The following is a 14,711-nucleotide window of genomic DNA, read 5'->3' on the forward strand; positions in this document are numbered from 1 at the left end:
ATTTGTTGGTCGAAAAAAGTTTGTATTATGCGATGGGGAGACAACAGATTGGGGAAAGGAAAGTGATTTTAAACTAGATATTAAAAATACCGACTCCAATTCACTTTTTCACAAAAAAGATAGACTAGAGCCTATTCTTATAAAAACTTTGCCAAAGTTCGGAACTTTGGCAAAGTTAATTTATAAAGAGAACTCTTCGGAGATTCTAATTTCGTTTCCTTACCGTTCGCTGCTCAATTCTTTTTTCGAACTTTTCTCCCTGAAAAATTCTTTGAACCATAATTCCGGGAATATGGATTTCGTTGGGATCAAGTTGTCCGGGTTCTACGAGTTCTTCTACTTCAGCAATCGTGATTTTTCCGGCACCAGCCATGGGCGCATTGAAATTTCGGGCGGTTCCTTTGAATATTAAATTTCCTGCGTGATCGCCTTTCCAAGCTTTTACAATGGAAAAATCGGCTTTATAAGCGTGTTCGAGAATATGCATTTTACCGTCAAAATCTTTGGTTTCTTTTCCTACCGCGACTTCAGTTCCGTAACCTGCAGGCGTATAAAATGCGGGAATTCCACATTGTGCGGCGCGGCATTTTTCGGCCAAAGTTCCCTGGGGCGTAAGTTCTACCTCGAGTTCACCGGAAAGCATCTGTCTTTCGAATTCGGCATTTTCGCCGACGTAAGAAGCGATCATTTTTTTGATCTGCTTTTTCTGCAACAATAATCCCAGACCGAAATCATCAACGCCGGCATTATTGGAAATACAGGTAATATCTTTTACATTGCTTTCTACCAAAGCATTAATTGAATTTTCAGGAATTCCGCAAAGTCCGAATCCTCCGACAATTAAGGTCATTCCGTCGCTGATTCCGGCGATGGCTTCCTGTACGTTTTTTACTCTTTTATCAATCATTTTAAAATTGTTTTTTAATTTGATCCTGTTACTTTCACACCATTAAGGTATTCGGGATCTGCCAGAACTGACCACAATTACTTTCCTTTTTTAAGGACTGTTAAATTTAACAATTTTTTCGGAACTTTTCACCCTTTGGAAATCTTTGATTTTCAGCATAAAACCTCATTTAAGGGATGGAAGCGGCATTCTTTTTTTTATGGAAGGAGAAGGAAGCGCAAAAAAACAGAACGTACAGCCCGACCTGAGTGAGGAAATAGAGTTTCGTTTTCTGACGGGAGGTAATGACCAGGCGAAGGGCGCCCAAGAAGAGTAAGGTCAAGAAAGTGGTTATTTATTTTTTGTAAAGTGTTGGTAGATTGTATTTTTTGTCTTATTTTTGCAGCCTGTTAATCAACCTCTGACGAAAGGCGTGAACGTTGTTTAGCTTGACAAAAATATTTTTTATAAAAAAAATGGATTTATTACAGTACGTACAGGACAAGTACATTGCAAAAAAAGAATTTCCTAAATTCAAAGCCGGTGATACCATCACTGTGTATTACGAAATTAGAGAGGGTGCTAAAACCAGAACCCAGTTCTTTAAAGGAGTTGTTTTGCAGATTAGAGGAACAGGAGGTACCAAAACTTTTACCATCAGAAAAATGAGTGGTGATGTTGGAGTACAGAGAGTTTTCCCTATGAACATGCCAGCTTTGCAAAAAATTGAAATCGACAGAAGAGGTAAAGTAAGAAGAGCGAGAATTTTCTACTTCAAAAACCTTAGAGGTAAAAAAGCGCGAATTAAAGACGCTTCTTACAAAAAGTAATTCAATTTACGATATTAGAAAAGCCCATCAATTTATTTTGATGGGTTTTTTATTGCTGTAATGCCAAGATACATTCTTCTCCTATCTTATCTTCCAAAATCATTAAAATCACTAAACCCTAATTCCACGAATCGATTTGAAATAATTCCTTTAGAAATAATGGGAAAACTGAACCGTTTTTGCATAAAAAAAACCGCCCTGATCTGACAGGACGGTTTAAAAATATTAATTACATATTATTTTTTTATCATCAATTTAGAAGAGTAATTCACTCCTAAACCTGTAACTTTCACTACATAAACTCCATTTGGAAGAGCCTGTGTCTTTACTGCATCGCTGGAAGCAATTTTCTGGCTGGAAACTAATTTTCCTGAAGCGTCATAGATTTCAACACTTATTTTTCCTAAGATATTCTTCGCCGGTTTGATGAAGAATTCGTCTTTCGCAGGGTTTGGATAGATGCTCATTGCATTATCAGCTGAAACATTACTTGTTGCCAAATTCTTACATTCTTCAGGTACATCATAATCTTCAACTTGATCCATAATACTTAATTTTGAACCAGCAGAAGCATTAACTCCTAACCCTCTCTTCGCAAAAGTCTCCCAAATCATACATTTATCTGCACCACCTGTTGTGGCAAGTTCTGCTTTTAAAATAGCATTTCTTCCGTCGATAAAAGTTGGGCTACAAGGCTGTAATTTCAAACCATCAACAACAAGTTGTAATACTCTTGTACTGCCGTTGGTTTTATTTGCCATTACATCAGAAGAATATCCATATTTTTCTACATATTTCCAATGCAGATCCCAAAGCATCGTTGCCCAAACGAACCCAATTGAATGAACTAATGGATCAGCATCGGTTCCCATTCCATTGGTATTTGCATACGTAAAACTATTGATACCAAAATTAGGAGAATATTTTGCAGGGCGGAGTCCACCTCCGGTAATGGGCTCAGAATTTACAAAAGTTGCGATTCCTCTTGGAATATCTTTGGTATCGCCAGTACGGTTTGTCAACATTAAAGCAAAGAAATCGGACCAACCTTCACCCATCTGTTCTGTTGACCCAGCGGGTGTCAAACAAGAAAAACCATCACCGGTTAATCTATTGGAAATTCCATGGCCATATTCATGAATAACAATTCCGTTGTCAAAACTTCCATCTTTTGTTTTTTGGGTAGATGCATCATACTTCAAAGTAACATTCACATTTTTTGTAGCTAATAAATTCTTAATATAAAGCCCTTCATCATTTTCAATTAAAACTGATGGAATTTTAATAGTAGAATCGGTTCCTCCCATACCCGATGTTGGCGTAGAGTCTGGTAAATTATATATGATTGCTGCAGTTGCACCGGCATCTTGAGCTATTTTCACCTTCACGGTAAATCCGCAAGTTCCTCTTTCTATCAAACCAATTTTACCCGTAAGTGATCCTGCAGGAAGAGGTGTACACCCATCCGCAACTGAGGCTATTTTCACATCACCGGTTACCCCGGCAACAGTTAAACTGGGTCCAAAAGTGGTTGAAACTACGTTGGGTACAGTTCTACCAATCGCTTCTGAAGGCGAATTATAAAAAACCCTATTGACTATAGAACCATCGAAAAGATACATCTGCATTCTTGGTCTGCTTCCATCAGAGGGTGTATAAAAATTAGCGTTATTTCGACCGCCTCCATCTTGCGCTTCCGCTTGAACATAATCATTCTGCTGACCACCTTTTCCAAAGTTATAGGCCTGAAAATTTCTGGCCGTTTCAGTAAAACCTAAACGATAGAAAATATCATGAACTTTATTATTGATGTAAAATAAATTGGTAATAGACGCATTTAGGTTAAAAGCCGAAATATCTTCCATAATAGGGAAATCGAAAATTCGGTTCGTGCCGCCATCGGCATACGCTCCAGCAGTATTACTCTTCGCCATGTCGTCATAAGCCATCACGTTGTTCCCGCGGGTTGTATTGTAATTGCCGACGTAAGTTCCGCCTGAGATAGAGTGCCACCCTTCTGGAGAGGCATCTAAAAACCAGGGATTACTTACTACTGAACGATTGCCGTGGTTTGGACTTTCTAACGGCAAAGCAAACACATTGTAGCTTGCGCTATTGGGCGCTAAAGCGATAGGACCTATCATTACAGTCTCATCACTGAATTTTTCTGAAAAACCAACGGGCAAATGGGAGGAATAATCATGGTGAAAAGCATCGTGGTTAAAAGTACAAGAAAGTGTTAAATTATCTTTCCTCAAAATCTCTCCGGTCATTGCATCTGCAAGCACATCCCAGTAATTTGAAGTTCCTTTTTCCTCAAAAATAAACTCATAGCATAATTTCAACTCACTGCTGTCCTGCGTTTGAAAATAGATCAGTCTGTTTTTCACCGTAGGAATCCCATCTTTATCGCTTTCATTAATTCCTATTATTTGATACTGGGATGGATTCTTTAAACCTAATTTCTGTGCCGCATTTGCGAAAGCAATAGGGCCGGCAACTGCCGAAGTGGGCTTAGCTGCACCTGAATAATTATTTTTGAAATCATCTTCATAATAGGTTACTTTTGATTCTTTGATTAAAGCGGTTCCTAATGCATTATAAACAGGGATTCCATTATAAGTCTGTTGGATTTTCACCACATCGCCTTTCATTGAGGTAGAAAAATCTTCACTAATGATCTCGAAGTTCTTTAAATCAGTTTTCATGAAATTATTCTGTGCAGAAATATGACTTTGAATAATCGTCTTAAAATCCTGCGAATTCGCATTCCCAAAAGAAAACAGGAAGCATACGGCCGCAATCTTCAAAGGTAAATTTCTATTTTTCATATATATTATTTATTTGTCGCCGAATTTATAAAAAAAATAGACATATTTTAAATTTTTAACACAAAAACACCAATAACGTTCACTTTAATTTTAAATATGCATGCAGGTTCCTGTGGATCAGATAGTAATTCGCGGCCGTAAATATAGATTTTCATCGATTTTAGCACCTTGAAGGACAAATTCAGTAAAAACTCACACATAACCTAAGAAATAATTCTGCGAAAAATGAAATCAGTAAGAGTATTAATATATTTGCAAAAAAAATGAGCTGTCTTTCGACAGCTCACATTCTATAGTTTGAAAATCAAGGCTTATTTACCTTCCATTTTCTTTTTCAATTCTGCTAAAACATCTAAATCACCAAGAGTTGATTTTTCTTCGTTGTTTGAAGAACCTGTTGATTTGTTAGATGAAGTATTAGATGATGCTTCTCTTACATTTTTCTTTTCTTCGTCTCTGAAGATTCCTGTATGAGAAACCACTACTCTTTTGAATTCTTTGTTGAATTCGATCACTTTGAAATCAGCGCTTTCTCCTTTCTTGATTTTAGATCCGTCTTCCTTCTCTAATAATCTTGATGGACAGAATGCTTCAACTTCCAGATCTTCGAACTGAACCTGAGCTCCTTTGTCGAAAACTTCAGTTGCTGTTCCTGCGTGTACAGTTCCTTCAGCATATTTAGTTTCAAATTTATCCCAAGGATTCTCCTGTAGTTGTTTGTGACCTAAAGATAATCTTCTTGCTGCTGTATCTAATTCTAGAACTACAACTTTCAATTGATCTCCAACTGCACAGAATTCTGATGGATGCTTGATTTTCTTAGTCCAAGAAAGATCAGAAATATAGATTAATCCGTCGATACCTTCTTCCAGTTCTACGAATACACCGAAGTTAGTAAAGTTTCTTACTGTTCCTGTGTGCTCTGAACCTACCGGATATTTAGCTTCGATATTCGACCATGGGTCTTGGCTTAACTGCTTCATACCCAAAGAGATTTTTCTGTCTTCTCTGTCTAAAGTTAAAACTTCTGCTTCAACTACATCTCCTACTTTTACGAAATCACCAGCACTTCTTAAGTGAGTTGACCACGACATTTCTGAAACGTGAATTAAACCTTCAACACCTGGAGCAACTTCTACGAATGCACCGTAATCAGCAAGTACTACTACTTTACCTTTTACTTTGTCTCCAACTTTCAAGTCAGCAGAAAGAGCATCCCAAGGATGAGCTTCTAATTGCTTCATACCTAACTGGATTCTTGTTTTCTCATCATCAAAATCAAGGATTACCACTTTCACAGTCTGTCCGTCTTCCAGGATTTCTGATGGGTGATTCACTCTGCTCCAAGAAAGATCGGTAATGTGGATTAATCCATCTACACCTCCTAAGTCAACGAATACACCGTAAGAAGTAATATTCTTAACAGTACCTTCTAATACCTGACCTTTTTCTAACTGAGCGATGATCTCTTTTTTCTGACCTTCGATATCTGCTTCGATTAACGCTTTGTGAGATACGACAACGTTTTTGAATTCCGGGTTGATTTTCACAACTTTGAATTCCATTGTTTTACCTACGAACTGATCGTAATCTTTAATTGGTTTCACGTCGATTTGAGAACCTGGTAAGAATGCTTCAATACCATGAACATCTACGATCATACCTCCTTTTGTTCTTGATTTTACAAAACCATTAACGATTTCTCCAGTTTCGTGAAGTTCGTTCACTCGATCCCAAGCTTTCAGGATTCTGGCTTTTCTGTGAGATAATTGTAATTGACCTGATTTATCTTCTCTTCTGTCAACCATTACTTCAACCTCATCACCTGCTTTAAGCGCTGGATTGTAACGGAATTCGTTTAAAGAGATTACTCCTTCAGATTTGAAGTTGATGTCAACAATCGCTTCTTTGTCAGTAAGTCTTACAACTTTACCGATAAGAACGTCGTTGTCCTGAAGATTGTTAAGAGATCCGTTATAGATTTCTTCCAGATCACTTTTCTCCTGTCTGGATTCTGCATCTAGACCTGATTCAAATGAATCCCAATCAAACTGTTCTGGAGCTACGTTTTGGTTCAAAAGAACCTCTGCTTTGTCTGTCGTTTCTGACATAATTAAATAATTTGTATTCTCTATCTTTCAATATCTGGCTTAATGTGGTTGTTTGAAAAATACAGAAGATGTTAGTTGTTAATGTTTTACCTTAGCCAAATGCTTCCACAAAAAGTGGTGCAAAATTACGCTATTATTTTACAATACCTATTATTATCAATGAAATTTATGATGATTTTATGATAAAAAAAGACTTTAATAAATGCATTCCCTTACCTTTGCAAAATGGAATTACAGACAATTTATCAAAACCTGCAGATTCAGGATCTGAATCAAATGCAGAAAACGACTTATAAAGCTTCAGAAAACAACAAAGACGTTATTCTTCTTTCGCCTACAGGATCAGGGAAAACACTGGGTTTTCTATTTCCCGTTTTAAGAAATTTAAAGAGAAACACCACCGGAATTCAGGCGATTATTTTAGTACCGTCCAGGGAATTAGCACTACAGATTGAGCAGGTTTTCAAAAGCATGGGCACCGATTACAAAGTTACGGTTTGCTACGGCGGTCACGATAAAAAAATAGAAGTTAACAATTTAATTGAAGCTCCTGCACTATTAATAGGAACTCCGGGGAGAATTGCTTACCATTTAAAAAATAACAATTTCGACCCTTCAACCATCGAAACAATGGTTTTGGATGAATTTGACAAATCACTGGAATTTGGTTTTCATGATGATATGAGTTTCATTATTAATGAAATGCCCAATCTTTCGCAAAGAATATTGACTTCTGCCACCGCAATGCCGGAAATCCCGGAATTCACCGGAATCGACCGTCCTGAAAAGGTTGATTTTCTGAAAGTTTTGGAAATAAAACCAGATTTTCAACTGAGGAAAGTAATGACTACTTCAGAAGAAAAGTTAGAAACGCTATTTACTTTACTGTGTAAAATCGGGAATAAAAGAACCCTCATTTTTTGCAACCACCGGGACGCGGTCGACCGTATTTCGGAACTACTCAAGGAAAAAGGAATCTCACGAGAAACCTTTCACGGCGGGATGGAACAAGATGAAAGAGAACGTGCTTTGCTCAAATTCAAAAATGATTCTTCCCGTATTTTAATCACCACCGATCTAGCTTCCAGAGGTTTAGATATTCCTGAAGTGGAATCGATTGTCCATTATCAATTGCCTCCGAAAGAAGACGCTTTCGTTCACAGAAACGGACGGACTGCCAGAATGAACGCAAAAGGTTTTGTCTATTTAATAATGACAGAGGATGAAAATTTCCCTTTCATTAAAAAAAACACACCCGAAGAAATTCTTACCCAGGATTATAAAATGCCGGCTAGAACGCCTTTTCTAACCATTTATATCAGCGCTGGAAAAAAAGATAAAGTAAATAAAGTGGACATCGTAGGTTTTTTAATTAAAAAAGGAGAACTGCAAAAAGAGGATATTGGACTGATTGAAGTAAAAGACACTACTTCTTATGTCGCGGTAAACAGGCAAAAAGTGGTTGCTTTGCTAAAAAAATTAGAAAACCATAGACTGAAGAATAAAAAACTGAAAATCGAAATTGCTTATTAAAAATACCACGAATACACGAATTTTTCTTCAATGGGATGAAAATAAAAAACACTCCGCTGGTTTCTATAACCTCCATCAATTTTTAATTCGTGTATTTGTAGCAAAAATGACCGATAAAAATAAGTTTGCCCTGAAAATGAGCAATATTCTATTCAGAAAAGTCTTAATTTTTATGTAATTTTGTTTTTTGACCTTTTCCAAATGAAAATTAATTTACCAGATAAGCTCTATTATTCTATTGGCGAAGTTTCCAAAGCTTTTGATGTCAATGCTTCGCTGATTCGTTATTGGGAGCAGGAATTTCCTATCATAAAGCCCAAGAAAAACAAAAAAGGAAACCGATATTTTACTCCGGAAGACATTAAAAACCTGAAGATAATATATCATTTGGTTAAAGAAAAAGGCTATACGCTCGACGGCGCCAGAATCGCTTTAACTACCAACTCTAAAATCTCTGAAACCGTCTCGATGATTGACCGGCTAGAGTTTGTAAAAGCTGAATTACAAAAATTAAAAGAATCACTCGCAGAAAGACCCGAATAAAAATAACTGTTTTTGTTAATAAAAATAGGTGTTTTTCACTTTTATACGATTTTTTTTCATAATAGCTTTACGGAAAATTACTATCATGAGATTCTCCGTACCATTATCAGCAGCAAAAAATTATTTTCTGGGCTTTGCAGTAGCCTGTATTTTTTTGGGGTCTGGCTTGTACTTTTTCAATACCGACAAAACTGACGAAAAAGCACCGCTCACTTTTTTAGAGAGTTTAGAAACAGAAAACCTCACGACTAAAAAAGTCAGTTTAACCAAATTTAATCCGAATGACCTCGATGAACAGCAATGGATAAATTTAGGATTCTCTGAACGGCAGGTAGCCACCATCCTTAAATATAAATCTGTGGTGGGCGGAAATTTCAGTTCAAAGGAACAGTTCAGGAAATGCTATGCCATTTCGGAAGAAAAATATATGGAATTAGAACCGTATCTGCTTCTTCCCGACCACGCAAAAAAATCGAATTCTTACCAAAATTATGTGCGCAGTTACAGCTCCGGAAGAACTTACTACAGCGCTGCCACTTCACCGAAGAAAGGGTTATCTATTCCCGGAAAATTTGATCCTGACGCTTACAGCATCAATGATTTTATTAATTTAGGTTTTACAGAAAAGCAAGCCATTTCGATTTTGAAATATAAAAACTATCTGGGTGGAAGTTTTATCAGCAAAGAAAAATTTAAAGAATGCTATATCATCAGCGAAGAAAATTACAGAAAACTGGCCCCTTATTTACTTCTTCCTGAAACAGCTTCTGGAAACAGTTTCGAAAAAAAAACCTTTCCAAGCCAGACTTCCTCCCATGAAAAACCAGCGGTTACTTATTCCCAATTTGACCCAAACACGACCAACCTTGAAGGCTGGAAAAATCTGGGTTTTTCTGAAAAACAAGCACAGGTAATCATTAATTACAGAGACAAAAATCTGAAAGGAAGCTTTAAATCATTAGAAGACATCGCCCGTTGCTTTGTAATTTCTGCGGAAAAATTTGAACAGTTAAAACCCTATATCATTTTAAATTCCCAAAATCTAAATAATAGAAACTTACCAAATCCGCCTGTTACTATAAACAGTCCTCCTCCTTATCAAAACGCCAAATCGCCAGGTAATGACGAAACAAAAACAGATTTTACGAAAACAGATTTGAATAAAATCACTTTCAAACAATTGATAGAGTTTGGCTTTGATGAGAAAAGCGCGGCAAGTTATATAGGATTTCGAAATAAATTAGGAGGATTCGTTTCTGCCAGGCAGATTGTCGACACCTATAATATCGACAGAGATCTCGCTGAAAAGTTGATAGCAACCGCACCTTTATCTACAGATAATATCCCGAAATATGCTCTGATGGACGCCCCGGAATCTTGGTTGAAAAGCCATCCGTACTTTAAATACTACGCCGATAAAATCATCTACTATAGAATCAGCTATTCGGATGAGAAAAAATTTTTCAGAACAATGAACATCAAACCCGAAGCAGAGCAGAATATGAGATTATACCTTAAATAAAAAATCAGCTTCCGGGGAAGCTGATTTTTTATAAAACACCGTCATTATTAGTTTTTGATAAACTTCAATGATTCTTTATCAAGTTTTAAAATATAGACGCCAGGATTCAACTTTTGAACATTGATGAAGTTTTTATTCTTAAACGGTAAATTCTCCTGCTGAATAAATTTTCCTGAAATATCGTAAATAGAAGATTTTTGAATTTTCTCAACCTGCTTTCCTTTGATGTATAAAGTATTTCCAACCGTAGGATTCGGGTACACAGACCAGTCGTTACTGCTGTAAATACTGACATCGGAAGCTGCTAAAACTCCTAAATTCTCACAATAATCTGTCGGGTAACTTTGCCACTCCGAAAGCGAAAAAGTTTTGGCAGGATTCGTCACTGATGGCAATCTATAAAGGGAAACATCGGATAAAGTTGATGAATTATTCATTCCGTAAGTTCCGATCGCCTCTACGGTGGTGGTATTATATTTCAATTCCATATAATTACTTCCCACGAAAGTCATTTGTGGAGCTGCGGAAACAAACTTCGCCTGTTCATTAGTAATGCAAGATAAATTAGCTCTCGGATTAAGAACTACAAAAGTTTCGTTATGCTCCACAGTTCCTTCCAATTCATAAGGAGCCGGAGAATAATAATTTGTTCCGCTATAGAACTGAATATTAATCCGGTAATTATTCAGATTAACAGCATGCCCGGTTTTATTCGTGATTTCAATAGCTTTATTATCAGCTGTTCCTTCCAAATATTTGGTAATCATTAAATCTTTTGCATAAATATCCTCATCTAAAGTGGTTACGGACAACAAATTACTTTCCGGTGATTCGGTGTAATTTCGGTAATATGCTTTTACCGTAAATTGATAAGAAGTAGACGGAGAAAGGTGATCTGCCGTAAAATTTGCATTTTTTGTATAGCCAACCGAATTTCCGTTTTGAAAGATTTTATATCCCAAAACATCGCGATCTGAAGAAGGAGTCCAGATTAAATTAACAAAATACGCACTGGTCTGCGAACTGCTTAAATTCTGTGGAGCTTGCGGAGTTATGACCGCGTGATTTTGCGACCAAATTGAGTCGACCCATTCCGGATGATCGATGAAGGGATTTCTGTTTTTCTGAATCGCATACACCGCATTGTTTCTCTCAACTTCTTTAGGCGAAACGGGATCATTCTTATGCCATTGCAGAAGCATTGCTAAAAACCAATCTTCATAAGCCTTCTCTTCTGTTCCATCCAGAGGGCTTGTGTCATTTGCTGGCGAAGTACCGTTATAGTAATTGAAAGAATTTAATTTTCCTTCATACCGAACCACATAATACAATAAAGTTCTGGCAATATCACCTTTAAATTCGGAATTTGGCTCATAGACTCTGCCAGTATAAGCGGAATTTGGCGTGCCGTTTTTACTGATTTTAGAACCATTGGTAAAAGTGTAATAATTCGGTGTTCCTGCAATTCCGTAAGGATAATTACTTCTTAGTTGATTAATTTTCGCATCGGTAGGGATCACAAAAAACAAATCAGAATACATAGGATAATTGCTGTTGAAACTACTTTGCGGCATCATGTGTTCGCGGTTATACCCCAACCCTTCGGTTGCGGCAGAACTGATGAGATTTTCTTTGGTATAATGATAAGCAGTGGTTCCGTTTGGATTATTGCTGTACATATCCAGTAAATAAGTAGTGTTCGATGCATCATAATCATAATAATGATCCACGTCGGTTTGTCCATAGAAATTGGGCAAATCGCCATAATGCCAGGTAATGGTTTTGGAGGAAATGATATCATGAAGTTTCGATTTTAGTTCATACCCATTAAGCCCAGAAGTTCCGTCATAATAATTTGTCGGCGATTGAGAAAAAAAGAAGACAGGCAATAAGAAAACAGAAAATAAAAGTTGTTTCATTGTTAAAATTTTGGATTGCTAAATTAGTTAAATAACTAATGTTTGATAACTAAATCATTAATTTTTTATGAATTTTTTAAACACTGACAATACTTTTTGAAAAAAGAACCATCTATCACATATATTTTAAAGTTAAAAAAAATTTTCTTAATACATCATTTTAATTATCTTTGAAAACAAAAATAATATATGAACAGCGAGACTACTCACAACCTTAATATGATCGCAGAAACCGCCAGAGATTTTGCAGAAAAAAATATTCGTCCTAACATTATGGACTGGGACGAAAGCCAAACTTTCCCCGTAGAATTATTTCACCAGCTGGGTGATATGGGATTCATGGGAATCGTGATTCCGGAAGAATATGGTGGTTCGGGTCTGGGTTATCACGAATATGTGACTATTCTGGATGAAATCTCACAGGTAGATCCTTCGATAGGACTTTCTGTCGCTGCCCATAATTCACTGTGTACCAACCATATTTATGAATTCGGGAATGAGGAACAAAGACACAGATGGTTGCCGCAACTCGCTTCCGGTAAAGTCATCGGTGCCTGGGGATTAACCGAACATAACACCGGATCCGACTCTGGTGGTATGAGCACTACTGCCGTAAAAGATGGTGACGACTGGATTATTTCAGGAGCAAAAAACTTTATTACGCACGCCATTTCAGGAGATATCGCTGTAGTAATGACCAGAACCGGCGAAAAAGGAGCCAGAAATAATTCTACTGCCTTTGTTTTAGAAAAAGGAATGGCCGGATTTACGTCAGGTAAAAAAGAAAACAAATTGGGAATGCGCGCCTCAGAAACAGCAGAACTTATTTTTGACAGCGTAAGAGTTCCCGATGCAAACCGTTTAGGTGAGGTTGGTTCCGGCTTCAAACAGGCGATGAAAATCCTGGATGGAGGTAGAATTTCTATTGCTGCCTTAAGTTTAGGAATTGCAAAAGGTGCTTATAAAGCGGCTTTGAAATATTCGAAAGAAAGACATCAGTTCGGAAAAGCAATCAATCAGTTCCAGGCGATTAATTTCATGTTGGCAGATATGGCCACCGAAATCGATGCTGCCGAATTATTGATTCAGCGTGCTTCAAATCTGAAAAATGCCAAACAGCCAATGACCAAAGAAGGCGCAATGGCAAAATTATATGCTTCTGAAGCCTGTGTAAGAATTGCTAATAATGCCGTTCAAATTTTCGGAGGTTATGGTTATACCAAAGATTTCCCGGCTGAAAAATACTACAGAGATTCTAAACTCTGTACGATTGGAGAAGGAACTTCTGAAATCCAGAGATTGGTTATCGGAAGAGAAATTTCAAAATAATTCTTGTAGAAAAAAATATAATTAAAAGCTGCTTCATTCATGAGTCAGCTTTTTTATTTATTAAACTGAATGTATATATTTGTTAAAATTAAAAATTGAATGGATAAAATAGATTCCCTAAATCAGGTTGCAGAATTTCACAAAACATTTAATGCGCCTGTACTGGAAAAACCGGCAATTCCCGACTTTGACCGGTGCAACTTGAGAATTGCACTTTTGCAGGAAGAATTAAATGAACTGAAAGACGCCATCGCCGACAAGAATATGGTGGAAATTGCAGATGCTTTGTGTGATTTACAATACGTTTTAAGCGGAGCCGTTTTGGAATTTGGGTTGGGCGAAAAATTTGTCAGATTATTTAATGAAGTTCAGCGCTCCAATATGTCTAAAGCGTGCGCAAACCAACAGGAAGCTGCAGAAACAATCGCATTTTATAAGGAAAAAGGTGAAGCTGCTTACGCGCAAAATTCCGGGGATAAAATTAATGTACACCGCCTGTCTGATCACAAAGTTCTCAAAAACCTCTATTACTCACCCGCAGATCTGAAAACCATCCTGGAAGAATAATTATAATAATCCATTTTCAATTACCTATACAATGAGAAATTTCACTAAAACAATACTCACTGCATCTACGCTGTTTCTTGCGTTACAATCCTGCAATTCACAGAAAATTGTGATAAACCGTGAAGTAGAGACAAAAAATGATGGAAAAATGCTTTTAGGACCTCAAACAAAAAATCAACTCTTAAAAGAGCCTTACAACGAATGGTTCGGAAAAGAACACGACGAATACCAAATTGATCAGAAAGCAATTGCCGAACTGAAAAAAGAAAAACTGAATTCTTACAATATCACTTTGGTAATGGGAACCTGGTGTGAAGACAGCCACCGCGAAGTTCCCAGATTATTCAAAATATTGGAAGCGGTTGGATATCCGGAAAATAAACTTACCATGATCGCGGTCAACCGTAAAAAAGAAGCTCCGAACGGCGAAGAAGGCCCCTTAAATATTCAGCGGGTCCCGACCATCATCGTACAGAAATACGGCAAAGAAATTGGCAGGATTATTGAAAGTCCTTCAACAGGATATCTGGAAAGAGATTTAGTGGATATCCTTAAAAAAGACAATACATCCCTCAAAGATTTAATAAAGTAAATTTGAAAGCAAACCAAAAACCATTATTCTTTATCGCCGGCGCAGTAG

Annotated in this window: 11 protein-coding genes; 7 read left to right on the plus strand and 4 right to left on the minus strand. The window is 37.0% G+C overall.

Annotated features, from left to right (window positions below):
• Window positions 1-205: 205 nt before the first annotated feature.
• Window positions 206-907: a CoA transferase subunit A gene (locus tag QF004_RS04015; RefSeq protein ID WP_133440742.1), complete on the minus strand. Its 702-nt coding sequence runs from the start codon at window positions 905-907 to the stop codon at window positions 206-208.
• Between the two features lie 455 nt (window positions 908-1,362).
• Between QF004_RS04015 and rplS the strand changes: the two genes are divergently transcribed.
• Window positions 1,363-1,716 (plus strand): 50S ribosomal protein L19, encoded by a 354-nt coding sequence (rplS, locus tag QF004_RS04020; RefSeq protein WP_133440743.1) that lies wholly within the window; start codon window positions 1,363-1,365, stop codon window positions 1,714-1,716.
• A gap of 236 nt (window positions 1,717-1,952) precedes the next feature.
• Here rplS and QF004_RS04025 read toward each other — a convergent pair whose 3' ends face one another.
• Window positions 1,953-4,547, minus strand: coding sequence for a T9SS-dependent M36 family metallopeptidase (locus QF004_RS04025; protein ID WP_307423007.1), 2,595 nt, complete (start codon window positions 4,545-4,547; stop codon window positions 1,953-1,955).
• 311 nt (window positions 4,548-4,858) lie between these two features.
• Window positions 4,859-6,658: a 30S ribosomal protein S1 gene (rpsA, locus tag QF004_RS04030; protein WP_133440745.1), complete on the minus strand. Its 1,800-nt coding sequence runs from the start codon at window positions 6,656-6,658 to the stop codon at window positions 4,859-4,861.
• A gap of 225 nt (window positions 6,659-6,883) precedes the next feature.
• Here rpsA and QF004_RS04035 point away from each other — a divergent pair, with 225 nt between their 5' ends.
• The 3 genes from QF004_RS04035 (at window position 6,884) to QF004_RS04045 (ending at window position 10,256) form a co-directional block, all read left to right on the plus strand.
• Window positions 6,884-8,191 (plus strand): DEAD/DEAH box helicase, encoded by a 1,308-nt coding sequence (locus QF004_RS04035; RefSeq protein WP_307423010.1) that lies wholly within the window; start codon window positions 6,884-6,886, stop codon window positions 8,189-8,191.
• A 201-nt stretch (window positions 8,192-8,392) separates the two neighbouring features.
• Complete coding sequence (locus tag QF004_RS04040) at window positions 8,393-8,734, plus strand: MerR family transcriptional regulator (protein WP_307423013.1); 342 nt, start codon at window positions 8,393-8,395, stop codon at window positions 8,732-8,734.
• Window positions 8,735-8,819: 85 nt separating this feature from the next.
• On the plus strand, window positions 8,820-10,256 hold the full coding sequence (locus QF004_RS04045; protein WP_307423016.1) for a helix-hairpin-helix domain-containing protein: 1,437 nt from the start codon (window positions 8,820-8,822) through the stop codon (window positions 10,254-10,256).
• A gap of 47 nt (window positions 10,257-10,303) precedes the next feature.
• On the opposite strand, the gene QF004_RS04050 is transcribed toward QF004_RS04045, so the two are convergent.
• Window positions 10,304-12,175, minus strand: a complete 1,872-nt coding sequence (locus tag QF004_RS04050) for an endonuclease (protein WP_307423020.1) — start codon at window positions 12,173-12,175, stop codon at window positions 10,304-10,306.
• 189 nt (window positions 12,176-12,364) lie between these two features.
• Between QF004_RS04050 and QF004_RS04055 the strand changes: the two genes are divergently transcribed.
• From QF004_RS04055 to QF004_RS04065, 3 genes are all read left to right on the plus strand, one after another.
• Window positions 12,365-13,504: an acyl-CoA dehydrogenase family protein gene (locus QF004_RS04055; RefSeq protein ID WP_282905839.1), complete on the plus strand. Its 1,140-nt coding sequence runs from the start codon at window positions 12,365-12,367 to the stop codon at window positions 13,502-13,504.
• 99 nt (window positions 13,505-13,603) lie between these two features.
• Window positions 13,604-14,071, plus strand: coding sequence for a nucleoside triphosphate pyrophosphohydrolase family protein (locus QF004_RS04060; protein WP_133440751.1), 468 nt, complete (start codon window positions 13,604-13,606; stop codon window positions 14,069-14,071).
• A gap of 31 nt (window positions 14,072-14,102) precedes the next feature.
• Window positions 14,103-14,663: a thioredoxin gene (locus tag QF004_RS04065; RefSeq protein ID WP_133440752.1), complete on the plus strand. Its 561-nt coding sequence runs from the start codon at window positions 14,103-14,105 to the stop codon at window positions 14,661-14,663.
• Window positions 14,664-14,711 lie beyond the last annotated feature (48 nt).

Source organism: Chryseobacterium sp. MDT2-18, assembly GCF_030815285.1.
GTDB lineage: Bacteria > Bacteroidota > Bacteroidia > Flavobacteriales > Weeksellaceae > Kaistella > Kaistella salivictor.

What these genes read in the sequence shown, in the direction of transcription:
- QF004_RS04050 (WP_307423020.1), bottom strand. Translation starts at nt 12,175, where the DNA reads ATGAAACAACTTTTATTTTCTGTTTTCTTATTGCCTGTCTTCTTTTTT.
- QF004_RS04025 (WP_307423007.1), bottom strand. Translation starts at nt 4,547, where the DNA reads ATGAAAAATAGAAATTTACCTTTGAAGATTGCGGCCGTATGCTTCCTG.
- rpsA (WP_133440745.1), bottom strand. Translation starts at nt 6,658, where the DNA reads ATGTCAGAAACGACAGACAAAGCAGAGGTTCTTTTGAACCAAAACGTA.
- QF004_RS04015 (WP_133440742.1), bottom strand. Translation starts at nt 907, where the DNA reads ATGATTGATAAAAGAGTAAAAAACGTACAGGAAGCCATCGCCGGAATC.
- QF004_RS04045 (WP_307423016.1), top strand. Translation starts at nt 8,820, where the DNA reads ATGAGATTCTCCGTACCATTATCAGCAGCAAAAAATTATTTTCTGGGC.
- QF004_RS04055 (WP_282905839.1), top strand. Translation starts at nt 12,365, where the DNA reads ATGAACAGCGAGACTACTCACAACCTTAATATGATCGCAGAAACCGCC.
- QF004_RS04040 (WP_307423013.1), top strand. Translation starts at nt 8,393, where the DNA reads ATGAAAATTAATTTACCAGATAAGCTCTATTATTCTATTGGCGAAGTT.
- QF004_RS04060 (WP_133440751.1), top strand. Translation starts at nt 13,604, where the DNA reads ATGGATAAAATAGATTCCCTAAATCAGGTTGCAGAATTTCACAAAACA.
- QF004_RS04035 (WP_307423010.1), top strand. Translation starts at nt 6,884, where the DNA reads ATGGAATTACAGACAATTTATCAAAACCTGCAGATTCAGGATCTGAAT.
- QF004_RS04065 (WP_133440752.1), top strand. Translation starts at nt 14,103, where the DNA reads ATGAGAAATTTCACTAAAACAATACTCACTGCATCTACGCTGTTTCTT.
- rplS (WP_133440743.1), top strand. Translation starts at nt 1,363, where the DNA reads ATGGATTTATTACAGTACGTACAGGACAAGTACATTGCAAAAAAAGAA.